The 23,248-nt window shown below is 63.5% G+C and carries 22 protein-coding genes and 2 pseudogenes; 18 read left to right on the top strand and 6 right to left on the bottom strand.

Features of this window, described 5'->3' with window-relative positions:
• The first annotated feature begins 5 nt into the window (after positions 1 to 5).
• From Q9R30_RS18470 to Q9R30_RS18515, 10 genes are all read left to right on the top strand, one after another.
• Complete coding sequence (locus tag Q9R30_RS18470) at positions 6 to 1,136, top strand: DnaJ domain-containing protein (RefSeq protein WP_311218503.1); 1,131 nt, start codon at positions 6 to 8, stop codon at positions 1,134 to 1,136.
• A 14-nt stretch (positions 1,137 to 1,150) separates the two neighbouring features.
• Positions 1,151 to 1,636, top strand: coding sequence for a nucleotide exchange factor GrpE (locus Q9R30_RS18475; RefSeq protein WP_311218504.1), 486 nt, complete (start codon positions 1,151 to 1,153; stop codon positions 1,634 to 1,636).
• Positions 1,637 to 1,776: 140 nt separating this feature from the next.
• Positions 1,777 to 4,392: an FtsK/SpoIIIE domain-containing protein gene (locus tag Q9R30_RS18480; RefSeq protein ID WP_311218505.1), complete on the top strand. Its 2,616-nt coding sequence runs from the start codon at positions 1,777 to 1,779 to the stop codon at positions 4,390 to 4,392.
• 2 nt (positions 4,393 to 4,394) lie between these two features.
• A complete protein-coding gene (locus Q9R30_RS18485; RefSeq protein WP_311218506.1) occupies positions 4,395 to 5,006 on the top strand; it encodes a hypothetical protein in 612 nt (203 codons plus the stop codon).
• Positions 5,007 to 5,020: 14 nt separating this feature from the next.
• On the top strand, positions 5,021 to 5,281 hold the full coding sequence (locus Q9R30_RS18490) for a hypothetical protein (RefSeq protein WP_311218507.1): 261 nt from the start codon (positions 5,021 to 5,023) through the stop codon (positions 5,279 to 5,281).
• Positions 5,282 to 5,693: 412 nt separating this feature from the next.
• Positions 5,694 to 6,170 carry a M35 family metallo-endopeptidase gene (locus Q9R30_RS18495; RefSeq protein WP_311218508.1) on the top strand — a complete coding sequence of 159 codons (477 nt, stop codon included), beginning with the start codon at positions 5,694 to 5,696 and terminating at the stop codon, positions 6,168 to 6,170.
• Positions 6,167 to 6,532 (top strand): hypothetical protein, encoded by a 366-nt coding sequence (locus Q9R30_RS18500; protein ID WP_311218509.1) that lies wholly within the window; start codon positions 6,167 to 6,169, stop codon positions 6,530 to 6,532. The genes Q9R30_RS18495 and Q9R30_RS18500 overlap by 4 nt, the downstream gene beginning before the upstream one ends.
• A gap of 441 nt (positions 6,533 to 6,973) precedes the next feature.
• Positions 6,974 to 8,098, top strand: a complete 1,125-nt coding sequence (locus Q9R30_RS18505) for a tyrosine-type recombinase/integrase (protein WP_311218510.1) — start codon at positions 6,974 to 6,976, stop codon at positions 8,096 to 8,098.
• Complete coding sequence (locus tag Q9R30_RS18510; protein ID WP_311218511.1) at positions 8,091 to 8,444, top strand: helix-turn-helix transcriptional regulator; 354 nt, start codon at positions 8,091 to 8,093, stop codon at positions 8,442 to 8,444. The genes Q9R30_RS18505 and Q9R30_RS18510 overlap by 8 nt, the downstream gene beginning before the upstream one ends.
• A gap of 337 nt (positions 8,445 to 8,781) precedes the next feature.
• Positions 8,782 to 10,056 (top strand): Fis family transcriptional regulator, encoded by a 1,275-nt coding sequence (locus Q9R30_RS18515; protein WP_311218512.1) that lies wholly within the window; start codon positions 8,782 to 8,784, stop codon positions 10,054 to 10,056.
• An 857-nt stretch (positions 10,057 to 10,913) separates the two neighbouring features.
• On the opposite strand, the gene Q9R30_RS18520 is transcribed toward Q9R30_RS18515, so the two are convergent.
• Positions 10,914 to 11,648, bottom strand: a complete 735-nt coding sequence (locus tag Q9R30_RS18520) for a TetR/AcrR family transcriptional regulator C-terminal domain-containing protein (protein WP_311218513.1) — start codon at positions 11,646 to 11,648, stop codon at positions 10,914 to 10,916.
• Positions 11,649 to 11,753: 105 nt separating this feature from the next.
• On the opposite strand from Q9R30_RS18520, the gene Q9R30_RS18525 reads away from it, so the two are divergent.
• Positions 11,754 to 13,139 carry an NAD(P)/FAD-dependent oxidoreductase gene (locus Q9R30_RS18525; RefSeq protein ID WP_311218514.1) on the top strand — a complete coding sequence of 462 codons (1,386 nt, stop codon included), beginning with the start codon at positions 11,754 to 11,756 and terminating at the stop codon, positions 13,137 to 13,139.
• Between the two features lie 12 nt (positions 13,140 to 13,151).
• On the opposite strand, the gene Q9R30_RS18530 is transcribed toward Q9R30_RS18525, so the two are convergent.
• Positions 13,152 to 15,119, bottom strand: coding sequence for a glycogen debranching N-terminal domain-containing protein (locus tag Q9R30_RS18530; protein ID WP_311218515.1), 1,968 nt, complete (start codon positions 15,117 to 15,119; stop codon positions 13,152 to 13,154).
• 198 nt (positions 15,120 to 15,317) lie between these two features.
• On the opposite strand from Q9R30_RS18530, the gene Q9R30_RS18535 reads away from it, so the two are divergent.
• The 5 genes and pseudogenes from Q9R30_RS18535 to Q9R30_RS18555 all read left to right on the top strand — a co-directional run.
• Positions 15,318 to 16,346, top strand: coding sequence for a LacI family DNA-binding transcriptional regulator (locus Q9R30_RS18535; protein WP_311218516.1), 1,029 nt, complete (start codon positions 15,318 to 15,320; stop codon positions 16,344 to 16,346).
• 39 nt (positions 16,347 to 16,385) lie between these two features.
• Positions 16,386 to 17,657, top strand: a complete 1,272-nt coding sequence (locus tag Q9R30_RS18540; protein ID WP_104996300.1) for an extracellular solute-binding protein — start codon at positions 16,386 to 16,388, stop codon at positions 17,655 to 17,657.
• 2 nt (positions 17,658 to 17,659) lie between these two features.
• Positions 17,660 to 18,685, top strand: coding sequence for a carbohydrate ABC transporter permease (locus tag Q9R30_RS18545; RefSeq protein ID WP_104996301.1), 1,026 nt, complete (start codon positions 17,660 to 17,662; stop codon positions 18,683 to 18,685).
• On the top strand, positions 18,682 to 19,572 hold the full coding sequence (locus Q9R30_RS18550; RefSeq protein WP_104996302.1) for a carbohydrate ABC transporter permease: 891 nt from the start codon (positions 18,682 to 18,684) through the stop codon (positions 19,570 to 19,572). Before Q9R30_RS18545 ends, Q9R30_RS18550 begins: the two co-directional genes overlap by 4 nt.
• Positions 19,573 to 19,644: 72 nt before the next feature.
• Positions 19,645 to 19,812, top strand: a pseudogene (locus tag Q9R30_RS18555) (pyridoxamine 5'-phosphate oxidase family protein); the annotation flags it as partial.
• On the opposite strand, the gene Q9R30_RS18560 reads toward Q9R30_RS18555, so the two are convergent.
• Together Q9R30_RS18560 and Q9R30_RS18565 are read right to left on the bottom strand one after the other, a co-directional pair.
• A complete protein-coding gene (locus Q9R30_RS18560) occupies positions 19,809 to 20,417 on the bottom strand; it encodes a DUF6919 domain-containing protein (RefSeq protein WP_104996303.1) in 609 nt (202 codons plus the stop codon). The pseudogene Q9R30_RS18555 and the gene Q9R30_RS18560 overlap by 4 nt on opposite strands.
• 65 nt (positions 20,418 to 20,482) lie before the next feature.
• Positions 20,483 to 21,085, bottom strand: a complete 603-nt coding sequence (locus Q9R30_RS18565; RefSeq protein WP_104999548.1) for a hypothetical protein — start codon at positions 21,083 to 21,085, stop codon at positions 20,483 to 20,485.
• Between the two features lie 154 nt (positions 21,086 to 21,239).
• On the opposite strand from Q9R30_RS18565, the gene Q9R30_RS18570 reads away from it, so the two are divergent.
• Entirely contained in the window at positions 21,240 to 21,620 is a 381-nt protein-coding gene (locus Q9R30_RS18570) for a VOC family protein (protein ID WP_104999549.1), read from the top strand.
• 119 nt (positions 21,621 to 21,739) lie between these two features.
• On the opposite strand, the gene Q9R30_RS18575 is transcribed toward Q9R30_RS18570, so the two are convergent.
• The gene (locus Q9R30_RS18575; protein ID WP_104996304.1) at positions 21,740 to 22,135 is read right to left on the bottom strand and encodes a DUF5997 family protein; all 396 of its coding nucleotides are present in this window, start codon (positions 22,133 to 22,135) and stop codon (positions 21,740 to 21,742) included.
• Between Q9R30_RS18575 and Q9R30_RS18580 the strand changes: the two genes are divergently transcribed.
• Entirely contained in the window at positions 22,098 to 22,922 is an 825-nt protein-coding gene (locus Q9R30_RS18580) for a LysR family transcriptional regulator substrate-binding protein (protein ID WP_311218517.1), read from the top strand. The two genes, Q9R30_RS18575 and Q9R30_RS18580, sit on opposite strands and share 38 nt — an antisense overlap.
• A 90-nt stretch (positions 22,923 to 23,012) precedes the next feature.
• Here the strand turns inward: Q9R30_RS18580 and Q9R30_RS18585 are convergent.
• Positions 23,013 to 23,248 (bottom strand): annotated as a pseudogene (locus Q9R30_RS18585) (hypothetical protein); the annotation flags it as partial.

The following is a 23,248-nucleotide window of genomic DNA, read 5'->3' on the forward strand; positions in this document are numbered from 1 at the left end:
GCAGCATGGCCCCCCTCGCTAACTACTACGCGATCCTCGAAGTTAATCCTGAGGCCGATATCGAAACGATTTCCAAAGCAATCAGTGAGAAGCGCCGATTCTGGCAGCCGAAGACCAGCCATCCGAAGCTGGAGACCCGTCAGACTGCAGAAAAGCTGATGAGGGACATCTCTGATGCGGAAACCGTGTTGAACGATCCTCCACAGCGCGGCGAGTACGACCGCAAACTCGCCGCCCAAGTCGACCTACCCAACCCGCCCTCGACGGAAACGCCAGGCGCCGGACGGGATTGGCTGCAGATCGCCCTCGAATACCTCTCCCAGGGCAACGCCGCGCAGGCGAACTACGCAGCGCGCGAAGCGACCGGACAGCTGCCGGAAAACCCGGAGGCTTGGTACTTTCGCGGGGTATCATCGGCGCTAGTTGACCACGATCAGGACGCTCTCTTCGAGCTGAACGAGGCGATCCGCTTGGATTCAAACCAAGCCGCCTACCACGCAGAGCTCGGTGATTTATACAAGAAAAACTCCGATTGGCGCGATGCCCTGGGGGCATACCAGCGCGCCTCCAATTTGGAGCCGAACAACGCCTACTACAAGGCCGGAGTCGGTTTGTCCTACGGCGCGCTCGGCGAAGTTGACCGTGGCGCGGAGTTACTGAGGGTTGCGCACGAACAGCTCCCTGATGATGAACTCGTGAGGTACTACTACGCTCTGGCCCTCCTGGAGCAGTCAACATCGACGTGGTCGAAGTTCCATGACGGCACCCAGAACATACTGTCCGAAGCGCAGCTGAACCACACGAAGGAGAAGCTGGCGAAGATCGACCGGCTGAATATCACTGATAGGGAGTTCCAAAATGACCTTGACGAGGTGCGGGTATTCGCCGAACAGGCGGAATCCGTGAAGTTCCAGTCTTTCAGCGGGTTACCTGGCCTCGCCGCCGGTGAAATTGCCACGCTCATAGCTATGACAATCGCCTTCAACTCGGGGGGAGGCGGCGCGTTCCTGGGCGTCATCTTCCTCGGCCTTCTGGTTCTCTGGCCAGTGCTCTTCGTGCGCTCACACCGAGTGGCGGGCTGGCAATGGAACCGCAAGCAGGCCCCCGCCTACGCGCGTAATACCGGCCTACAGTAAGGGGCACTGTCACGATGTCTCGAGAAGAAAACACGATTGAGACCGGCTCCGACGCTTTGGCAGCGCTCCAGCTCGAGGTGAGTCAACTCAGCGATCTGTTCAAACGTCGCCTAATGGAGGATCGCGGGAAGAACGCGCTCATCGAGACGGTCCAGGACCAACTTCGCACAGCAAATGAGTTGCTCAAGTACCGCGACCTGGAGGCCCTCATCAAGGAAGCACTCCTGGCAATCGACCGGCTTCAAAGAGAGCCCGCAACACCAGAGCTTGTGGAGTCGGCCGTCGATGAGCTGCTAGAGGTGTTCCGGCGCCGCGAGCTTGTCGAAATAGACGACGCGGGCGACTTCGATCCACGGGTCCACGAAGTAGTCGGCACCGTCGATGCCGCAGGGGAACTACGGCCCAATACCATCGCAGCGATCCAGCGCACGGGCTACCGGCTCGGAGACCGGTTGCTACGCCCTGCCCAAGTGACGGTGGCCGTGGCCGGTAAGCACTGATGACAGATCAGCTTAGGGGCTGCGCCGATGTGCTGCGCCGCACGCACGCTCGCCTCCTCGGTGCCCTCTCTTCCGCCCAAGCCGTTGCGGCAGGCAGCCGAGATGCGGCATACGCAGTGGCACAAAAGGAACGAGAACGCTTGCAGGCGATAGCTCGTAATCACGCATCCCAAGCTGTGATAGAGCACAGCATCCGCGCCCGCGACATTGCGAATTCCCTTTCTTCTAGCGGCACAGCGGCCCTTGACGTCGCTGAATACATTACTCTCGGTAAACTCTCCACCCCTGGGGCACCGATGGGCGTAAACACGGAAATAGAGGCTCCTCTTGTCGTTCCCCTGATCGGTCGCGGCAATATCGTAATCGAGGCGGACCACGCTGATGCGCGGCGCCTCGTTGAGTGCATCGTGTGGGAAGCCCTCCGTGGCACTGCGCCCGGGCAGCTGGATATCATCGGGTACGACCCGAAGCTAAGGTCGGTACTCGCCCCCTTCAGTGCACTTCGCAGAGTCTCGGATGAGAGCCTCCAAGTACTCAATCGCCCTGCAGAGCTCGATAGCACCGTCCAACAACTGGTAGCAGATGTCCAGCGCGTCAACGAAACCCTCCGCGGGGTCAGCGGTTCGCTTGTCGACTTCCGGCGCTCAGCCGGGCACCCCGTAGAGCGCTACCGCCTCGCGGTGCTCTTTGACTATCCCTCCGACATGGATGAGCAGTTGCACCGTCAGGTGATGGCTCTTGCCAAAGCCGGGCCGGACGCCGGCCTCAGCTTCGTCTTCGTTTTACCGGCCGCCGGCGAGATCAGGCCGGACTGGTGGCGAGAGAACGACATGCACGCGCTCGGCGCCGTGCTCCGTCAGGATGATGAAGGGCTACGCTGGACAACCCATCCCAAGTTCCGCGTACGGCTCGCCGGGGACGATGCCACCACGATGGTGAAGCGTGTGGACGAATTAGCCGCCAACGCGAGCAACGCCTCTGCGCCACGGATACCCTTCACACGGGTCCAACCCCTCAACCCTACCTGGACGTCGTCTAGCGCCGATCGCCTCGAGTTCACCTTCGGCCTTTTAGGACCATCCACTGTGACAGTCATGCTCGGTGACGAGCAAGACCAGCGCCACAACATACTCATTACCGGAGCTGTCGGGCAGGGTAAGTCGAACCTCCTCAAAGTCATCATCCACAGCCTTGCCCAGCGGTATTCTCCCGAGGAACTGGAACTGTACCTTTTAGATTTCAAAGAGGGGGTCACGCTTTACCCCATGGCTCCCACTCCGGGTGCACCTGATTTCCTTCCCCACGCCCGCGTCCTCGGACTGGAAAGTGACCGCGACTTTGGGCTGGCAGTGCTCCGTCACATCGAGGGAGAGTTCATGCGCCGTGCAAAGCTGTTCCGACCGTATGGCGACAGCATCAGCCGATACCGGGCCGCCGTGCCGGATGCCGTTATGCCTCGCATCGTCGTTGTCATCGACGAATTCCATATGCTGTTCGAACCCAACGACAAGACCTCCGAGGCTGCCGCCCAATTGCTCGAGGCAATCGCCCGACGAGGCCGCTCATACGGGGTCCATCTGATCCTCGCGTCTCAAACTATCTCAGGTATGGCGGCCCTTATGGCGCGCGAGGGCGGCATTTTCGCTCAATTTCCCATCCGCCTTGCCTTGAAGAACGCCGTGCAGGAGTCCTTCGCCACGCTGGGCAGCGGCAATGACGGGGCGGCACGTCTCCGCGCCCGTGGCGAGGCCGTTCTCAACCTCGACTACGGCCACATTGACTCCAACCGTCAGGTTGTCGTAGCAGCCGCGGATGACCAGGAACTATCCCATCTACGCCATGGCTGGTGGGAAGCGTCACGCTCCCGAGTCCAGCCCCCAGTCGTGTTCGACGGCGGCCGCAGGATCAGAGCAACTGACGCCCTGCCTGCCCTTCATGGCCTTCGCCGTAAAGCTCTAGCGCATCCGGGCACGCCGGCCGCACTGATTGGATACCCGATCGGTGTCTCCAGCAACGCTCTCACTGTTTCCTTCGGCGCCGAACCAGGACGCAACTTTGCTATCCTTGGCGCTGGGGAAGACGCGAGGCAGGTTTCAGCAGGCGATGAGCCGGTAAACAACGCGATTGGAGTGCTTCACGCCGCTGCGCTTTCACTCGCCCTCCAGCATCCCGAGGGAAATGCCGAGTTTATAAGCCTCGAAGCCCTCGATGACACAACGTTCAAACGCAACAATCACCATCGCTGGCTTGATGTCATGACCACGATCGGATATCCGGTCGAACGGGTCACTCGCGAAAAAATCGCCGGGTATCTTCAAGAACTGGCATCCGAGCTCGAGACACGGGATAACAACGCGCCCCCGAAGTACCTCCTGGGGTTTGGACTCGACCGGGCCACAACCCTCGACACCCCCGACATGTTCTCCCACCGGCCGTCTGAAGATCTCCAACAAATTCTCAGGACTGGTCCTGCAAAACGAACCCACCTACTCGGCTGGTGGGCTAATGCAGCAACCTTCAAGTCGCATATAGGTTTCGGCGGCGAGGGATTTATTGACGCGATACTTATGCTCCGTATCGACCAAAGCACAGTCCAGGAACTCCTGTCCTCACCGTTCGTCACCTGGTCAGTACGGGACAACCGCGGGCTTTTCGCCGACCGCACCCAGCTTCCCGAGCCAACCACCGTCATCCCCTTCTCTCCGCTCACCGCCCGGGACACCACCGAGCTAGGCAAAACGGACTGGGAGGTCTGACCATGAGCCCCCAACCTCCCGAGGCAGCCGCTGACCTTTTCGCGGACTATGAAGCCTCCCTGACTGCCCTTCTAGCCGTCCCCGACCAAGTGGCCCAGCGCCTGGCGGACGCAAATAGCGGCTCCGACGAGGCCCGCAAAGCTGCCGACGTTTCTTACCAACAGCAAACCGCTCGACTGGCCTCACTCCTCAACAAGGCGCAGTCGCGCTACGACAGTGCCGGATGCTCCCTTAAAATGCACAGCGTCATCCTCCCCTCCCAAGTGCGTGCCGAAAGCGGGGTGGAGGGCGATGAGCGCGCGGTGAAGCGGGCGGTCAACGACCACGTCGCGGCGGTCACCGCGGTCGACGCGCAGGTGCGTGAGGCGAAGGCCGCAGCAGAGCGCGCTGAGGACAACGCCAGGCACCGTGCCGGGGCGGCACGGAAGGCCACCGAGGCGCTTCAGGCACGCCAGGAAAAGCTCCGCCTTGAGCGTGAGGCTGCCGCTGACGCAGCGCAGCGCATCGCCCACAAAGCCGCAGCTCGTAAGCGCCGCCTTCTCTTCGTGATGTGCTTTGGGGGAGTGATGCTAGCACTCGTTATTGCCATGACCGTATTCAGCCTCAACACGTAACCAAGGAGAACATTATGTCCCAGCTCAGTTCTGTCAAGCAGCAGCTCACCAGCATCTCCACGGACGCCAAGTCCACAGCATCAGGTCTTGCCGGTTTCAAGTCGAAATTTTCCCAGGCAACCAATCAAGTATCGGCAACGATAGGCGGCACGGCCTCAGGCGCTGACAAAGAGATGATTCAGACACTCCAAGCCGCTGAAAAGCAGCTCGACGCTGCCATAAGCGCACTGCAGCAGGCGTCGCAGTCAGCAAGCAAGTTCGCCGCGTCGCTATAGGCGGTGCTTGCATGAGTGAATCGATGCCAGCTCGGTGAGTACCCTTCAAGAACTCCTCGTAACTCTAAATGCTGTTAACCGAGACGCGGAACGATACGCCGCTGAGCTCGGCGCTCAAGCTCAGCGGCTGTCGAACGCAGCCTCCCGCGCCGCCGGCGCCACGCGGGAATCATCCCGGGGTGACGGCGGGCAGACAGTCATTGCATTACAAGCGGCTAGCAAAGCCGTCTCCCAAGCGGCACGGCACCTCCACCAAGCTGCGATCACGGGCAAGAGCTTCGTCACACGTCATTCCCCTGCTCCCTCAGGAGCGACAACGAAGAATGGTGTCACTGGAACCAATGTCCCGCGCAGTTTAGGCGCGTTGGTTGCGCGTCTGACAGGAACGACCTCCACGACGAAGTTGGGTTCATTGCCAGCCCTGAACGCCGCGGTCACAGGAGCGCTTTCCGCTGCATCGGCATCACTTACGCAATGGGATACTGAAGCTCAACAACTCTGCGAGAAATGGTTCGGCAGCAGCGACGAATCCACCAGACAGCAACTGGCGGGCGTAGTACAGCGAATGCAGCAGCATGCGGCCTCCGTGAATATCGTCCCGTTTGAAGACGGCAAAGGAGGCGCAAACACCTTTGCTTACGTGTACCCAAGTGACCCGCTCCGCCGTGTCTTCGTCGGAGAGCTGTTCTGGAGAACCGACACGAATCCGCCCGACTCCCAAGCGGGAGTTATTTTGCACGAACTCAGCCACTTTTCAGATGTTGCAGGAACATCCGATCATGCGTACGGCATCCAGGATGCCGAGCAGCTCTCAGCTTCGTACCCCGAACTTGCTCTTGAGAACGCCGATAACATCGAGTATTACTTCGAGGAGTTCCTAAACCAATGAACATCACCCTTCAGCTAGCGAGCAGTTCCGGTCCTTTAGTGGAACTCACGTTTGTCAACAATGCAGCAGAACCTCAATACCTCGCCGCTCCTCGGATTGAACCAGACGCCCTTGACGGCAACTACTTCCAATTCGACCCCCAAGCCGTTCCCTTTCTTGGCATCCAGGTTAAACGAGCCCCGTACACCGCCGATGAACTTATAGAACTGCACCCCAGTGACAGCCTGACCCGCACTTACGACCTTGGATTTCTCTACGACCTAACCACCGGCGTTCCCGGTCGCGTCAGGTACCGCGCCATGCACCCCGTCGGAGGTCTTGAGCGGCTATCCCTCCTCGAGTCGCATTGGCTCACCCTATAGCCCCTGCTGACCCATAAGTGTCGGCAGGAAAAGCCTAAGGGGGACACCTGCAAGAGGTGGCCGGAAAATAACGCGTAACGCCGCGGGCTCTAGATTCGGACGTACCCCGATTAGTCAGCGCTTCCGGCATCCTCGTCTGCGGGACCAAGAACGACAGCAGCGTCCGGTACCGCCGGCGACGTTCAGCCTCACCCATGGCCACTGCCGCTAAACACCTTCAACTATGCAGCTTTACATAACGTCGGTTATCGGTCTTCAAAGTACGGGAGTAGAAGTAGCTGCGAGAACTCCCTTCCCCTGACGAATCCAGCGTTTCCCCAGGTCAACAGGGCTTTGCTGGTGACGCGCGCTCCTCACACCGACGGCTGAATTTGCCCTTGGATCACTTATAGCAGTAGGTTTCCTGCATCTAATGCATGTTTCCATGGTTTAGGGGTCGTTGTGAGTGGTGCCGTTCCAGGTTTCGTCCCGCGGATGCTGGTGGATCCGTACATTGGGCTGTTCAGGGCTGATGAACGGGTTTTCACTGCCATGCTCGATGGCTGGCGGGCGCAGATGCTGGCACGCGGCCTCACGACTCAGACCATCAAGCAGCGCTGCCAGCTGCTGGAGCGTTTTCAGCGCTTTACGGGTGAATTCCCGTGGCAATGGCGCCCCGCCGACATCGATGACTTCCTGGCCGACCTGCGCTCGGGCGAGAAACCGATCAGCCTGAAGACGTTGCGCTCGTACAGCAACGCAGTGGCGATGTTCTGCTCTTACCTGACGCATCCTGGCTATGGCTGGGGCGAGTTCTGCGAACGAACCTTCGGCGATATTCCGAGCCAGATCTGCTTCGAGTGGAACATGCCACGGCACACCACCGATGATGCCGTCCCGGCTAAGAAGCGGTCCTTCACCAAGGCGGAACTGCAGCGGCTTTTCGACCACATCGATGACCTTGTCGACAGGGAATACGCCGCTGGCAGCAAGCGTTGGCTGCCCCTGTTCCGCGACTCGGTGGCGTTCAAAGTCTGTTACGCCTACGGGCTTCGCCGACGCGAAATGACCATGCTGGACCTGGAAGACTTCGGCCCGAACCCGCACGTCAGCGACTACGGCCGGTTCGGAGCAGTCCAGGTACGGTTCGCCAAAGGCACAGCAGGCTCAGGACCCAGACGGCGCACCGTGCTGACCGTGCCGGAGTTCGACTGGGTCGTGGACCAGCTCAAGACCTGGACAGCCGGCGGCATGAGGCAGCAGTTCCCCACCGCTGAACGGTCCTCGGCGTTATGGCCCAGCGAGCGTGGCGCCCGGATGTCCCTGGGCTCCTTCGGGGATGCGTTCGCCGCTGCCCGGGATGCCGTCGGCCTGCCCCAGGAGCTGGGTCTGCATTGCCTCAGGCATTCCTACGTGACCCACCTGATCGAAGCCGGCTACGACGCGGCCTTCGTGCAGACTCAGGTTGGCCACTCCTACGCCTCGACCACCGGGCTCTACACCTCGGTATCGTCGGACTTCAAGCAGAAAACCGTGCAGCAGATGATTGCACGCCGCATCACGAACTTGGAGAACCCAGATGACTGAACAGCGCCGGATCGGCTACCGCTGGAACTTGCGAGCCCTGATGGCAAAGCAGAACCTGTGGAAGACCACCGAACTGATGCCGCTCCTGAAATCCCGAGGCATCAACCTCTCCGAAAGCCAGGTCTACAGGCTGGTCACCTCCACGCCGGAGCGCATTCCGGCAAGGACATTCGCCGCGCTCTGCGACATCCTGGACTGCACACCCAACGACCTGTTCGAACCATTCGTGGAAATGCGCGCCGCGGCGACAGCCAACGCCCCCAAGCGCAGCGAAGACCTCGGCATCCAACCAGGCAACCCCATCGCACGACGTGTCCGCCTCGTCGCTTCTGAGGACGGTGAGTAGGCCACGCAAAGCAGAGGACCCGATCCGCTGGCCGGTTCCCTGCAGTCGCTGCGGTCAGCACCATCAAACCGTCGCGCGCTGGCCAGACGGCGGCGTTTGCGGCTACTGCTATCAGCAGGCAAAGCGCACCCGTGGAGTCTGCGCCTGCCGCCACGAAGGTGTCCTGCCGGGAATTATCGATGAGGAGCCGGCATGCCGCAGCTGCTCGGGCGTTCGGCTCAACGTCGACTGTGTGGGCTGCGGCGCCGAAGACGAACTTTACAGTGGTGGACGCTGCTGGACCTGCGTCCTCGGCGACATCGTAGACGACCTGCTTACAGACCCAGCTACGGGAATCATGGCCACGGAACTGATCCCGCTGGCGGCGGCACTGAAGTCAATGAAACGGGCCAACAGCGGCATGACCTGGATCCGGCAAAAGCACGTCACGGCCTTCCTTCGTGACCTCGCTACCGCACCCAAAATCAATCACGACACCTTCGATGAACTGCCCGACTCCCGCACCCGCGAGTACGTCCGAGGGCTCCTCATCGAACACGGGGTGCTCCCCCAGCGAAATGCGTTCCTGATTCGATACGAAAGCTGGGCCACCCAAGCCATGGAACGCGTCAGCGACCCACAGAACCTTGACGTGATCCGCCGCTACATCCGATGGCATCACCAGCGACGCATGAACCTCATGGACGAAGTCCCCCGCGGCACCTTCCTGCGCGCCAAACAGGACGTCACCGTCGCCATCGACCTCCTGAACTGGCTCACCGGTCATGACATCAAACTGCCGGAACTGCAGCAGTCCCACCTTGATGTATGGCAATCCGAGGGGCCCACGACGAGACGCATCGCTGAGCGCTTCCTCAAATGGGCCATCAAAACCAAGGCCGCCCCAGCGGGGCTCACCATCGTTCCGCACCGCCGCGGCACCAGCCCAAGACTCCCCAAGATCGGGCAAGACAAAGCGCTCGAACAAATCATCCACACCAACGCACTCGAGACCCGTGACCGGGCCGCCGCGATCCTCATCCTCGTCTTCGGACAACAAGCCGAAAACATCGCCCGGCTGACCTGGGACGACGTCACAGTCACTGAAGACTTAGTCACCATCCAACTCGGAACCACCAAAATTGCGCTGCCGGACCCGTTAGCCCAGCCATGGCGGGAGCTCGCCGCAAACCCAGGCCACGAACTGACCGCAGCACACCCCAACACCAAGTGGGTATTCCGCGGAACATCACCCGGACGCCACATCCACCCAGGGCACCTCACAACCCGACTCAGCAAGCTCTTCAGCACCCGCGCCGCGCGACTCGGAACCCTCCACGAACTCACCAAACTCGCACCCGTGGCCATCATCGCCGAAACCCTCGGCTACTCCCCGACTACCATCGAACGCCACGCCACCGACTCGGCATCCGCCTATGCCCGGTACATCGCAGCAGTAAAACGAGTCCGTCCTGCACGAAAGCCCGAGAAACTAGAACGGCTCGGTTTCGCTTGCGTCCGTGAGGGCATACCTAAAGCTGCCGGCCCCGACGATCCCAGTCCTGGCGACGGGCTTCTTCCTCGTCCCAGAAATGACCGTCGTAGTGGCGCACATAGAGCAAATAGGCGGTGAAGGCCGCGCAGATAATCAGCATTGCCAGCATGAGGTAAAGAAAGGGACCCCAAGCTTGATTCCACCGGAATGCAATTTGCACGATTGCGTTTACGGCCATGAAGGACACCATGACCAGCTGCCAGCGAAATCCGCCCCGCGTCATACGCGGCTCAAGGCGCTTCCGACCCTCAGGCATATTCGGAGCCTACAGCCGGAGGAGCTTTCTGTCATGAGCTAACACCGGCCCCGCCACCGAGCAGTGTGAGTGCGCCGTTCACCGTCGGGCAAATGACGGAGGCGGCTGGCTACTCCCGTCCCATGAATACCCGTGCATGCCAGTTCTGCGCCGGGAACGTGTTTCGAGAACCCCATTTGGAGCCATCCCGAAGAGAGGTGGCCGACGCCTCGTTTGAGGCGGAGAGTTCGCCATAGAAGTCGATTAAAAGTTCACCACGTAGGCCGTTTTGCGCAGTACGACGTGAGCAGCGAGCACCTGATTATACACACTACTTCCCTGATCTGGGGGCGAGGCCTGAGGCCCTAAGGCTGCCGGCGAATCATTCGAAACATTCCATCTGTGGGAGCGCCAAGAAGCTCGGATATCCAAGGACGGCTGAGTCTTGTAAGGCCGGGAACCTGCCTTAGGGCGAGGTTGTTACAGCGATCTTGATTGCCGCCGCCGTCCGGGCGCTGAGGTCGACAACGGGCGTCGCCATGATCGACGCACTGTGGACAACTGGGCCGTTGGTCTCCATCTGTTCGAGAGAGTGGTGCGGCCACTGGCGGACGGGGAAAAGATCGGACGGGAGCTCAAGATCGAGTGGTTGCGGCCGGATACTTTCCACACGGCTGCCTGCTCAGCTTCACCGCAGCTCCTACCCCCGAAGGGCCCCCAGCCCGGAAATCAGCGCCTCCAGCCCCAGGCTGAAGGCCGCATCCGCGGGGGACCCGCCGCCATTCGCGGCGCTCCGCACTGCGGCGGTGAAGTGGGGTGTCGATTCAGCCATCGTGCCCGAATCGAAGATGTCCGCCGGCGCTGTCACGTCGTACGCAGAGCCGAAGATAAAGGACTCCATCGCCACGATCGAGGACACCACCCGATCCTGTGGAAAGCCGGCGTCGAGGAATCCCTTGCTTACGGTCTCGTACATCGCCAGCGTCTGCGGCGCGTCCGTCACCGGAAGCACGGCAATGACCGGAATGAGCGGCGTATGCCGGGCGAAGACGTTCCGGTAGCTCCACGCCCAGCTCCGTACCGCCTCTTCCCAGGGAGCCGAGCCAAAATCGGACACATCCACCAGTGAGGTCAAGTGGTCCTCCACCAGGAGCAGGACGTCCCGTTTCGAGGTGACGTGGTTGTAAAGGGCCGACGGCGCCACGTCCAGTTCCTTGGCCAGGCCCGCCATCGTGAGCCCGTCATAGCCCTTGCGGTTGATGAGCTCCAGCGCAGCCGCCGTGATCCCCGCCTTGTCCAGCAGTGCGGCGGACGGTCGTCCCGCGCGCCTCCTGGCCCCCGCAGCTCCAGCGGGGGTTCCGGGATTCTTCGCGGAGCGTCCCTGTACAGCTGGTCCTGCCGGCATCACTGGCCTTTCGTTGGTGGTCTCCAGCATTATTCCATCCGGCACTTCCGGTCCCGGAGCCAAACAGCTATAGTTCTCATAAATGAACGTCATTCATTTATTGGTTCCCGGCAAAGGAACCCAAGAGAGGACACCATGCTGAACCTGAACCGCGACGTCGTGGTCGTCGGAGCCGGACCCTCGGGACTCACCGCAGCCCGTGAACTGAAGAAGGCCGGCCTGAGCGTCGCCGTACTGGAGGCACGCGACCGCGTTGGCGGCCGCACCTGGACCGACACCGTGGACGGCGCCATGCTCGAAATCGGCGGCCAGTGGGTCTCGCCGGACCAGACCGTGCTCCTCGACCTCCTCCAGGAACTCGGCCTCCAGACCTATCCCCGCTACCGCGAGGGCGATTCGATGTATATCGGCAAGGACGGCATCCCCGTCCGCTACGCAGGCGACACCTTCCCCGTAGGCCCGGATACCGAAGCCGAGATGAACAAACTCATCAACCTGCTGGACAGCCTCGCCGCCGAGATCGGCCCGGCCGAGCCCTGGGCCCACCCCAGGGCTCGGGAACTGGACACCGTCTCCTTCCACCATTGGCTCCGCCGGCACTCCGGCAATGAAGAGGCCTGCAACAACATCGGCCTCTTCATTGCCGGCGGCATGCTCACCAAGCCCGCGCACGCGTTCTCCGCCCTGCAGGCCGTGCTGATGGCCGCCTCGGCGGGGTCCTTCACCCATCTCACCGACGAGGACTTCATCCTGGACCGCCGCGTGGTGGGCGGCATGCAGCAGGTCTCCCTGCTGCTCGCGCGGGACCTGGGGGACGACGTCGTCCTTAATTCCCCGGTGCGTACCATCAACTGGGAGCCGGACCCCGACGGCGGCCACCGCGTCACCGTCGAATCGGACCGTGCCACCGTCAAGGCCCGGTTCGTGATCATGGCCGTGCCGCCCAACCTCTACTCCCGCGTCTCGTTCAACCCGCCGCTGCCGCGCCGCCAGCACCAGATGCACCAGCACCAGTCGCTGGGCCTGGTGATCAAGGTGCACGCCGTCTACAGTCGCCCGTTCTGGCGCAGCTCCGGCCTGTCCGGCACCTGCTTCGGCGCCGGGTCCTTGGTGCAGGAGGTCTACGACAACACCAACTTCGGCGATACCAGGGGCACCCTGGTGGGCTTCGTCTCCGATGAAAAGGCCGACGCCGTCTTCGAGTTGGGTGCCGACGAACGCAAGCGCGCCATCCTGGAGTCCGTCGCCGGCTTCCTCGGCGCCGAAGCGCTCGAGCCCGAGGTCTACTACGAGTCCGACTGGGGCTCGGAGGAATGGACCCGCGGCGCCTACGCGTCCAGCTACGACCTCGGCGGACTCCACCGCTACGGCAAGGACCAGCATGCCCCCGTCGGGCCTATCTACTGGTCCTCCTCCGACCTTGCCGCCGAAGGGTACCAGCACGTCGATGGCGCCATCCGGATGGGCCAGCGGACTGCCGCCAGCATCTGCGCGGCAGCCCGCGTGGCCGTTCCCGCCTGAGCCCGGGCGCCCTCACGCAGTGGCTGGTTCCAGCGGTATGCCTGGGAGGGTGCTGTCGGATGCCTTCGAATCCAGGTATCCCAGCGCCTGGGCCACCGGGACGGCTGAAGCCGCAGCCCAGGCCTGGGGACGGCAGGAGGCAGGGTACGGAACCGGGGGCCACATGTCCGCGGCGCCATGGCCGGCAAACAACTCCGGAAGGCGCCAGTTGAACCCCTGTGCCGCCCTGAGCAGACCGCCGGCGAGCCGCCGTGCTTCGTTCACGTACCCGTCGGAGAGCAGGCCGCCCAGGATCATGGCGCTGTCGTGCGTCCATACCGATCCCGCGTGGTACCTGGTGGGCCAGTAGGCGGCGTTGGTGGTGGAGATGGTCCGGATGCCGTAGCCGGAGTACATGGCGGGGTCCATCAGCCGCCGGACTACTGTTTCCGTTTCCTCGGCATTCAGGATTCCGGTGCCGAGGAGGTGCCCCATGTTGCTTGCCACGCCATCCACGGGGTTCTTCGCGGCATCCAGGGCGATCGCCGGATACCGCCCGGTTTCGTCTTCGCACCAGAACGTTGCCCGAAAGCGCTCGCTCATTGCCGCCGCATATGCGCGCCATTCCACCGCCTCGGCAATGGCCTCCCCTTCCCCGAAGGCCTCCAGCAGGTCGGCGCCGGCGAGGGCAGCCGCGTATGCGTACCCCTGCACTTCACACAGTGCGATGGAGCCCTCCGCCAGGCTGCCGTTGTGCCAGCGGATGGAGTCGCCGCTGTCCTTCCAGCCCTGGTTGGCCAGTCCGTGGCCCGATGTATCCAGGTATTCCAGGAAGCCGTCGCCGTCCGGGTCGGCGTGGTCCCGGAGCCAGCCAAGCGCGCGCGCCAGGTGCGGCATCAGGTCACGCACCTCGTCCTCCGGCATGCCTGCCTGCCACGCCTCGTGCAGCAGCATGATCCACAGCGGGGTGGCATCGATCGTCCCGTAATAGACCGGCGGGAGGGAAACTTTCCCGTCCAAAGTGACGGTGTTGGTGACGCGCCGGACCTCATGGAGGATTTTGCCCGGCTGCTCCGCGGTGGCCGTATCCTCCTGGACACCCTGGCGCTTGGCCAATGCCCGAAGGGTGCCGGCCGCAAGGGTCGTGTCGATGGGGAGCAGCATCCGCGCCGCAATCAGGGAGTCACGGCCGAACATCGTGAAGAACCAGGGCGCGCCCGCAGCCAGGAAAGTGTCATCCGGGGAGTTCCGGTCAGCCATCCGCAGGCCGTTGATGTCGCTGAGGGCATGGTGCAGCAACCGGGCGATGTCCGCTGTGCCGTGTTCCCGGGGCGCGTCCGCCCCCGCCGCGGACTGCACAGGAATTGCCAGTCCCTGAGTGCGTGGCGCCATCATGGGGGCAGCGGAATCACGCGCAGTCAGGCGCCAGGAAAACCCTGTGCTGCCGTCGGCGGGCACCGTCACCAGCCAGGTTGCGGTCACGACGGCTCCGCCGGCGCTGAGAGTTGGCGATCCGGTGAAAGAGAGCTGCAGGTTGGTGTGATCATCCCGCCACTGCCATCCTTCCGGACGGACCTGTGGCGGGTGTGCCGAGGACTGCCCCTGCTTGATCCGTTCCAGGGGAGTGTTGTCAGCGGTCATACGGAGTTCCACGGCAAACGTGGCCGGGCTGTCCTGGGCGGAGACGATCTCAAACGATTCGCTGACCCCGGATCCATCCGCCGCACGCGTCCGGCGCAGGGACACGAGCGGGTCCGCAACGGCGGGGTCCGTTCGGATGAAGCTCAGGTAGCTCACGCTGTCCGCCCCGTGCGTCTGGGTTGAAACCCACCGGGGTTCCACGCCGTCCACGGTCAGCACCGCGACGGAAACAACCCGCTCGTCAGAGCAGTAGATGCCCTGGGCTTCGGCACCCCTGATCTGGCCGTCCGGTTCGGACCAGGCCTGCACGGGTGCGGCAAAGACTCCGGACAAGTCATGCATAAAAGGCTGATGGGTCACGTGGAAACTCCTGGGGCATGAGGAGCGGCCTGATTATTTGATCGTTCAAAACTTTTTACCGGCAGGCGCGCTCAAAGGATTGACAGGGGATTTGAACGTTCATATTGTTTATGACATCAGCAGGGATTGCAACATCCCCGGCAGGGCTTCCCCATATAAGGGCGAGGAAGCCGGGGATCGAACCAAAGGAGACGGGCGATGGCGTCACGGGTGACTATTGTGGACCTCGCCGAGCAGCTCGGAGTATCCCGGCAAACGATCTCCAATGTTTTGAACGCGCCACACCGGGTCAAGGAAGAGACTCGCATCCGGGTGGCCAGGGCAATCGAAGAAAGCGGCTATCGGCCCAACGCGGCCGCCCGGCAGTTGCGCAACCATGTGTCACGGAACATCGGCATGCGGCTGCAGCCGGCCGGCAACGGAATCAGCGGCACGGTACTCACGGATTTCCTGTACGGGCTTACGGAGGCTGCACACGGCCACGGATACCGCGTGACGCTCTACTGCGCGGACTCGGACGAGGAGGAAATCAGCCGGTACGAGGAGCTGGTCACGGAGGCTGACCTTGACGGCTTCATCCTCACGGCAACCCACCATGACGATCAGCGGGCCGCCTGGCTCGTTCAACGCGGGATTCCGTTCGTAGCCTTCGGCCGGCCCTGGAACTCGGGGAGCGATGTGCGCGAAGCCAGCCATTCGTGGGTGGACGTCGACGGCCGTAGCGGGACACGCGAAGCCACCGAACACCTCATCGCGGCAGGGCACCGGAAGGTCGGCTACATCGGCTGGCCGGACGGTTCCGGTGTGGGCGGGGACCGGCGGGCCGGGTGGCAGGAGGCGATGGCGGAACATTTCGGGACGGAAGACCCTGCACCGCTCAACTACTCCGGCGAAGACACCGCTGCCAGCGGCTCCTCGGGCGCGGCTTACCTGCTGGCCAAGGGAGCCACCGCCTTCGTCTGCGCCAGTGACAGCCTCGCCCTCGGCGCCAGCGCGTACCTGCGGCAGTCCGACCAGCCCGGCCTGGCCTCAGCCGTCGTCGGCTTCGACAACACCCCGGTGGCCGCCGCCGTCGGCCTTTCCAGCGTGTCACAGCCCGTGGAATCCGCGGCCGGCGAGGTCATGCGGCTCCTGCTCGGCCATTTGAACAGCCCGACGGCGGAACCGCAGCACGTGCTGCTGCGTCCCAGGCTTGAACTTCGGGACCTCCAGCCGTTCAGCCACTAGCTTTTACAGCCACAACAAACCCCAACTAAGGATCAGACAATGATGACTGCACTACACCCTGCCCAAAAACAGAAAGCATCCCGCGTGCTGGCCGGCGCCGTCACTGCCCTCGCCACCCTCGCCCTGGTTGGCTGCGGCTCCGGTTTCAGCGGCGGTGGCGCGGGCGGCTCGGAAACCCCTGGCGCCGGCGGCCCGCTGAACGTTCTCATCGCGTCCTCGGGGGAAGCGGAATCCACCGCAGTGAAAACGGCTGTGGCTGACTGGTCCGCCGGCGCCGGAACGGAAGCCACCGTCAACGTCGCCTCGGACCTGCCGCAACAGCTGAGCCAGGGCTTCGCCTCCGGCAAGCCAGCCGATGTCTTCTATGTCTCGGCCGACCAGCTGGCCAACTACGCGGGCAACGGCTCACTCGAGCCGTATGGAGATGCGCTGGCCAATAAGGATGACTTCTATCCAGCCCTGACCGAAGCCTTCACCTATGACGGGAAGCTCTACTGCGCACCCAAGGACTTCTCCACGCTGGGGCTGGTCATCAACCGGGACCTGTGGAGCCAGGCAGGGCTAACCGAAGCCGATGTTCCCCGGACCTGGGAGCAGCTCGAGGCCGCAGCCGCCAAGCTGACCCGGGACGGCACCGTGGGCCTGGCATTCGGCCCCGAGTACCAGCGCGTGGGAGCCTTCTTCGCGCAGGCCGGAGGCGGCCTGGCGAAGGATGGCAAGGCCAGTGCCAACAGCGGAGAGAATGTTGAGGCGTTGGGCTTCGTCAAGAAGATGATGAACGACGGCGTGGCCAAGTTCAGCTCCGAGCTTGGCGCAGGCTGGGGCGGCGAGGCCTTCGGCAAGGGCCAGGCCGCCATGGTGATCGAGGGCAACTGGATCCAGGGTGCCCTGGACAAGGACTACCCTGCCATCAACTACCAGGTGGCCGAACTGCCGGAGGGGCCGGGCGGCAAGGGGACCCTGACCTTCACCAACTGCTGGGGCATCGCGGCGGACAGCAAGAACAAGGACGCCGCCCGGAAGCTGGTGGAGCAGCTGACCAGCAAGGAAAGCCAGCTGGCCTTCTCAGCGGCCTTCGGCGTGATGCCGTCCATCAAGTCCGCCCGTGAGGAGTGGACCGCAGCCTTCCCGGCCCTGGCACCCTTCATGGCAGGTGCAGATTACGCCCAGACGACCCCCTTGCAGCAGGGCGCGGCTGACGTCCTGGCGGATTTCAACGCCCAGCTGGAGCAGCTGAAAGACAAGGAGCCCAAGGCCATCCTCGATTCCACCCAGGATTCACTGGAACCGGTCCTTGAGGGGGCAAAGTAGCGGTGGCAGCGCGAGCAGCAGGAATCCACGGCAGGCAGGCGCTGGCCGGCTGGATCTTTGTGGCGCCCGTCGTGCTGATCCTTGGACTGTTCCTCCTGGTTCCCGTGGTGATGGCCGCCTGGGTCAGCGTCTCGGACTGGACCGGGCGGGGCAGCCCCTTCGGCCCGGGGGTGGGGTTCGTGGGAACCGAGAACTACCAGGCAATCGTTGCCGGCGGCGGGCTGGCGGAAAAGGATTTCGGAACGGCACTGCGGAACAACGCCTATTACGTCCTGCTGGTGGTACCCCTGCAGACGGCCATGAGCCTGTTCCTGGCCGTGCTGGTCAACAGGGAGGTGCTGCGGGGCCGCGGACTGTTCCGGACGGCCTTCTACTTCCCTTCCGTTACCAGTTCGGTGGCCATCACGGTGCTGTGGCTGTTCCTCTTCAGTGCAACGGGCGTGGTCAACAAGGTGCTCAGCTTCGTGGGCGTCCAGGGGCCCAACTGGTTCCAGGATCCACGCGGGGTGCTGCACCTGCTGCTCTCCGCCGTCGGTATTGCGGGGCCCGCCGCCACCGGCGGCCAGTTCCTGGGCGTCGGCTGGTGGGAGTGGCTGTCCGGGCCGTCCGTCGCGATGTCGGCCTTCATCCTCATGGCGGTTTTCACCACGTCCGGAACCTTCATGCTGCTGTTCATTGCGGCGCTGCAGGGGCTTGGATCTGAAGTCCAGGAAGCGGCACTGGTGGACGGAGCGTCCGGCTGGCAGCGGTTCTGGTTCGTCACCCTGCCCATGCTCAAGCCCACGCTGTTCACGGTCCTTACTCTGGGCCTGATTGGATGCTGGCAGGTTTTCGACCAGATCTATGTGGGAACCCAGGGCGGCCCGTCCAAAACGACACTCACCCCCGCGTACCTCAGCTTCAACTCCGCCTTCAACAACCAGCAGTGGGGCCAGGGCGCGGCCATCAGCTTCATTCTCTTTGGCATCATCGTTGTCTTCGCGATGGTCCAGCGCTGGCTGCTGCGGGATAAGGACAGTGCACGATGACCATCCAGACCCGGCCCAGGCCGGACTTACACACGACGCCGGTACCGGCCGCTGGTGCCCGCCGCCGCTTCACTGGAGGCTGGCTGGCCTACGGGCTGCTCACGGCCCTGGCCTTGGCCTACTCCTTTCCGTTCCTGGTACAGCTGGCCACCAGCTTCAAGACCGAGCCGGAGGCTGCGGCAAACCCGCTTGGCCTGCTGCCCTCCACCTGGTCCGGGGCCGCATACACCGCACTGTTCGCCAATTCCGACTTCCCGTCGTGGACCGTGAACTCGCTGATCGTCACCGTCCTGGTCACCGCCGGCCGGGTGTTCTTCGACTCCCTGGCCGGCTATGCCCTTGCCCGGCTGCAGTTCCGGGGGCGCGCCACCGTGTTCGCCATCCTGGTGGGCGTCATGGCGGTGCCGGGGGTGGTCCTGCTGATCCCCAAGTTCCTGGTGCTCAACCAGTTGGGCATGTATGACTCCTATTCAGGCATGGTCCTGCCCCTCCTGGCGGACGCCGCGGGGGTGTTCATCATGAAGAACTTCTTTGAGTCCGTTCCGGCGTCCATCGAGGAACAGGCCCGGATCGACGGCGCGGGAGTCTTCCGGACGTTTTGGTCGATTGTGCTGCCCATGTCCATGCCCGCCCTGATGACCATCGTGATCCTGAGCTTCCAGGGTTCCTGGAACGAGCTGAACCACTTCATCGTTTCCACCCAAAGCCCGGAGCTGACCACCCTGACCAAAGGCGTGGCACAGCTCGCATCCGGGCAGCTGAGCCAGGGAACCCAGTATCCGCTCAAACTGGCTGCCGCCCTGTTGATGACCGTGCCTGTGGCGATTGTGTTTTTCATCTTCCAGAAGCGGATCATGAACAGCAGCGCCGGAGCGGTGAAGGAATAGCCCGTGGCATCCCGGAGCAGGCCGGCTGAAATATAGGCATGCCTATCAATAGGCTGGCGGTGGGGAGCGTCCCCCGACGGACCGGACACCCCCGAGGTGTGCCTGCTCCGGGTCGATTCCGAATCCGCCGAATACTGGACGAGCCCCGGCGGAACGGCCGCCACGGTGTTCCAGTGGGTGAAGTCCAAGGTCACCAACAGCCGGATGAGCGTCGGCGAGAGCGGCACGGTGGAGCTTTAGTCCAGCTCCACCCTTTGCAACGCTGCGAGGACCTCCGGCAGCAGGAGATCGTTCCGTCCCCAGGCGGGATCGAAGACCTCCACGTACCAGGAGTCGGACAGCAGCAGGGCCAGGGCATCGTTGGTTTCGTCCGCCCAGTCCTGGACCTGCTCCTCCTTCACCGGATTTTCGCTTGACCCGAGCACCGTGGTCACTTCTGTCCCGGCCAGGGTCACCGGTATCGCTGCGCTGCTGGCCTCACCGGGAGCATGGGCCACCGTCACCAGTTCCGTGCGCGTGGACAGGGCCAGCAGGGCAGTGGCCGCGGCGGCGGAGCAGAACCCTGTCACGTACTGCCGCTGCGCAGCCGATTCGGTTCTGATGCCGGGCTGGGACTCCTTGGTGAACATCCCGTTTCGGTTCAGCTCGGCGAGGGCAGCGGCAAGCGGCCGGGTTTCGTCGTCGAAGCCGGGCGCAAACGTGCCCGGCTGGTACTGGCTTGCCCCTTCCAGCCACCGGGCGGTCAGCTCGCCGGCGGCCGCGAGCGTCGTGGCCTGCCGCCAGACCCCGCGGTCTTCCAGCAGCCGGCCGAACTGGTCACGGGTTGGTAATTCCTGAGGATCCATCTTCGGATGCTATCGCCGCTGCTTACTGCGTTCCATGGCAGCGACACAACGGGTAACGTCCGGGCCTACGCCTGCTCGGCCGGAATGCCTGCTGCCCTCTCGGCAGCGGCGAGCGTTGCACCGAGGCTGGTGACGGCGTCGGGATACCCCTGGTGGGGGACCGCACGCAGCGCCTCAGCCTGCCGCATGGCCTTGATGAGGGCGGAAGTTTCCGGTGTCCGGACGTCCGTCAAAGCCGGGTAATCGATCATGCAGGCCGGATCCAGCTCATATCGGCGCCATCGCGCGATCAGTTCGTCGTGGCGCGCCTGCGCTTCCCGGTGCGCCGCTACCTGCTGCAGGGATTCCCGGCGGCCGCTGCGCCACGCCAGGTACCGCGGGCTGCCCACGTACGCAGCCACTCCGGCCGCCACCCCCGCGCCGCCAAGGAACAGTCCCGCCCACGGGGATATGAACGCCGGGATCAGCAAGGCGGGAACAGCCACGGATGAGCCCAGGAACAGATCCCAGAAGAGCTGGTCCTGCCGTTCTGCCGTGTCCTCCCGTGCGAGGAGGGAGCGGCGCCGGATGACAAAGACCGTGGCCGCAACGCTGGCCACCAGCACCATGCCGCACAAAACCACCGCACCTGCCCCCTGCAGCAGGCCCTGCACTGCGGCTTCGGCCATGTCTGACACCTTGCACCTCCGGCATTGAAGGCCCGGACAAACAGCCCGGGTGGTCCTTCCATTGCAACGTTTTCCGGCCGCCCGGTCAATGGCCGGGACTCCGGGTTCGGTGCATGCCCTTCTGCCCGGGGACAAGGCACCGTACCTTGGGACCATGAGACTCAAAATGTGCAGCATCCACGTCAAGGACCCGGCCGCCGCCCACGATTTCTACACAGGAACCCTGGGCTTTGAGACGCTGATGGCCATGCCGGAGTACAACCTGTACATCATCAAGGACCCCGGCGCGGACAACGGATCTGTCGGGCTGCTGCTGGAGCCCAGCGACAACCCCATCGGCTCCACGTACATGAACGCGGTGCACGACGCCGGGCTCCCCGCCATAGTGTTCGGCGTCCCGGATGTGAAGGCTGAGTACGAGCGCCTGCTGGCAGCCGGGGTCAGCTTCAAGAGCGGCCCCACGGAAGATCCTTCCGGGATCAGCGCCGTGTTCGACGACGGCTGCGGGAACTTCGTCCAGCTGCACCAGGACTGAAGCGACCTGGCTGAGGAGCCGCGACACAGACCTGCCCTGACATAACAGAGGCTTGTCCGCGGATCCGGACCTTCAAGGTCAGGATCCGCGAACAAGCCTAGGTTTCGAGGGCTAAGCGGCTACGCGCGCGCCTTCTTGGCTTCCTTCTTGGCCGCCTCTTCCTTGACACGCTGGGCCTCGGCCCGGACGGCGGCGTGCGTGGCGCGCTCGGTAACCAGCCACTGCGGCGGAGCCTGGAGCAGCGCGGTGATTTCCGCCGTCGTCAGCGCTTCCTCAACGCCGCCACGCGCCAGCCCGCTGATGGAAACGTTCAACTTCTGCGCCACCACCGGGCGCGGGTGCGGGCCGTTGCGGCGCAACTCGGCGAGCCACTCCGGCGGGTTGGCCTGGAGCTCGGCGAACTCGGCGCGCGTGATGGTTGAATCCTGGAACTCCTGCGGTGTTGCGGGCAGATAGATGCCAAGTTTCTTGGCAACGGTGGCCGGCTTCATGGACTGGGAGTTTGCAGAGGTCATGCTTCAAGGGTATCCGGGCGGACGGTACTGTGAAGACGTGCCCTCCGACAACATCCCCCAAAGCCCTGCCCCCGACGAATCCCCGGAGCAGGAGGCACCCCGCGTGCTCCGGTTCGCCTACGTGGCCGGCGTGACGCCCGGTAAGTGGATCCGCCGCTGGGAAGAGCGCGTGCTTGATGTCCCGCTGGAGTCCTTTATGGCCGACGACGGCGCGCAGGTTGAGGTGCTGCGCAACGGTTCCGCCGAGCTCAGCTTTGCCCGGCTTCCGGTGGAGCGCGAGGGCCTGAACGTCATTCCGCTCTACGAGGAACAGCCTGTGGTGGTAGCGCCCAAGGGCCACGAAATTTCGGTCTTTGAAGAGGTGGCCCTGGCGGACCTTGGCGAAGAAACCTTCCTGGACGTCGCGGAAATGGGAGGGCCCGAGGCTGCCCTGCAGGTGGTGGCCTCAGGTGCCGGCCTGGTGATCCTGCCGATGTCCGTCGCCCGGCATTTCAACGTTAAGGACACCGTGGCACGGCGCCTGACGGGCGCCCCGGGCACGGAGATCGCCTTGGTGTGGCCCGCGGATTCCACGGACGAAGTGATCGAGGAGTTCATTGGGATCGTGCGCGGCAGGACGGCGCAGAGCTCCCGCCAGCCCTCGGCGCAGCCGGCCAAGGTGAAGAAGGATCCCAAGCCGGACCGGCGCGGCACCGGAGCCAAAAAAGCGCCCAAGGTTGCCCAGCGGTACGCCCCGAACCCGGACAAGGGACGCGGCAAGGGCTCCCGGAAGAAGGGCAAGCGCTAGCCGGAAGGGATCAGTTCTTAACGCCGCGAAGGCCAGCTCCGAGGCGGAGCCGGCCTTCGTTGACCTAAGGGTTCCTAGGTGTTGTGGAATCTAGGTGTTTTTGACGTGGTCTGCGGCGTCGGTGGCGCGGTCTTTGACGTCGGTGGCGGCGTGTTGGCCTTCGGCTTTGACGTTTTGGGCGGCGTCGGTGGCGGTGGCTTTGACGTTTTCCATGGCTTCCTGGGCGGGTTCCTTGAGGTCCTGGGCCATGTCCTTGGCGGCGTCGGTGACCTGGGTGGCCAGGGGCTCGGCGGCGGTCTTGAGCTGCTGGGCTGCCTCGCGTTCCT

The sequence above is a fragment of the Arthrobacter sp. AB6 genome (assembly GCF_031844545.1).
In the GTDB taxonomy this organism is placed as follows: domain Bacteria; phylum Actinomycetota; class Actinomycetes; order Actinomycetales; family Micrococcaceae; genus Arthrobacter.

What these genes read in the sequence shown, in the direction of transcription:
- Q9R30_RS18520 (WP_311218513.1), bottom strand. Translation starts at nt 11,648, where the DNA reads ATGCTGGAGACCACCAACGAAAGGCCAGTGATGCCGGCAGGACCAGCT.
- Q9R30_RS18525 (WP_311218514.1), top strand. Translation starts at nt 11,754, where the DNA reads ATGCTGAACCTGAACCGCGACGTCGTGGTCGTCGGAGCCGGACCCTCG.
- Q9R30_RS18540 (WP_104996300.1), top strand. Translation starts at nt 16,386, where the DNA reads ATGATGACTGCACTACACCCTGCCCAAAAACAGAAAGCATCCCGCGTG.
- Q9R30_RS18485 (WP_311218506.1), top strand. Translation starts at nt 4,395, where the DNA reads ATGAGCCCCCAACCTCCCGAGGCAGCCGCTGACCTTTTCGCGGACTAT.
- Q9R30_RS18565 (WP_104999548.1), bottom strand. Translation starts at nt 21,085, where the DNA reads ATGGCCGAAGCCGCAGTGCAGGGCCTGCTGCAGGGGGCAGGTGCGGTG.
- Q9R30_RS18570 (WP_104999549.1), top strand. Translation starts at nt 21,240, where the DNA reads ATGAGACTCAAAATGTGCAGCATCCACGTCAAGGACCCGGCCGCCGCC.
- Q9R30_RS18475 (WP_311218504.1), top strand. Translation starts at nt 1,151, where the DNA reads ATGTCTCGAGAAGAAAACACGATTGAGACCGGCTCCGACGCTTTGGCA.
- Q9R30_RS18550 (WP_104996302.1), top strand. Translation starts at nt 18,682, where the DNA reads ATGACCATCCAGACCCGGCCCAGGCCGGACTTACACACGACGCCGGTA.
- Q9R30_RS18490 (WP_311218507.1), top strand. Translation starts at nt 5,021, where the DNA reads ATGTCCCAGCTCAGTTCTGTCAAGCAGCAGCTCACCAGCATCTCCACG.
- Q9R30_RS18500 (WP_311218509.1), top strand. Translation starts at nt 6,167, where the DNA reads ATGAACATCACCCTTCAGCTAGCGAGCAGTTCCGGTCCTTTAGTGGAA.
- Q9R30_RS18560 (WP_104996303.1), bottom strand. Translation starts at nt 20,417, where the DNA reads ATGGATCCTCAGGAATTACCAACCCGTGACCAGTTCGGCCGGCTGCTG.
- Q9R30_RS18515 (WP_311218512.1), top strand. Translation starts at nt 8,782, where the DNA reads ATGGCCACGGAACTGATCCCGCTGGCGGCGGCACTGAAGTCAATGAAA.
- Q9R30_RS18510 (WP_311218511.1), top strand. Translation starts at nt 8,091, where the DNA reads ATGACTGAACAGCGCCGGATCGGCTACCGCTGGAACTTGCGAGCCCTG.
- Q9R30_RS18535 (WP_311218516.1), top strand. Translation starts at nt 15,318, where the DNA reads ATGGCGTCACGGGTGACTATTGTGGACCTCGCCGAGCAGCTCGGAGTA.
- Q9R30_RS18575 (WP_104996304.1), bottom strand. Translation starts at nt 22,135, where the DNA reads ATGACCTCTGCAAACTCCCAGTCCATGAAGCCGGCCACCGTTGCCAAG.
- Q9R30_RS18470 (WP_311218503.1), top strand. Translation starts at nt 6, where the DNA reads ATGGCCCCCCTCGCTAACTACTACGCGATCCTCGAAGTTAATCCTGAG.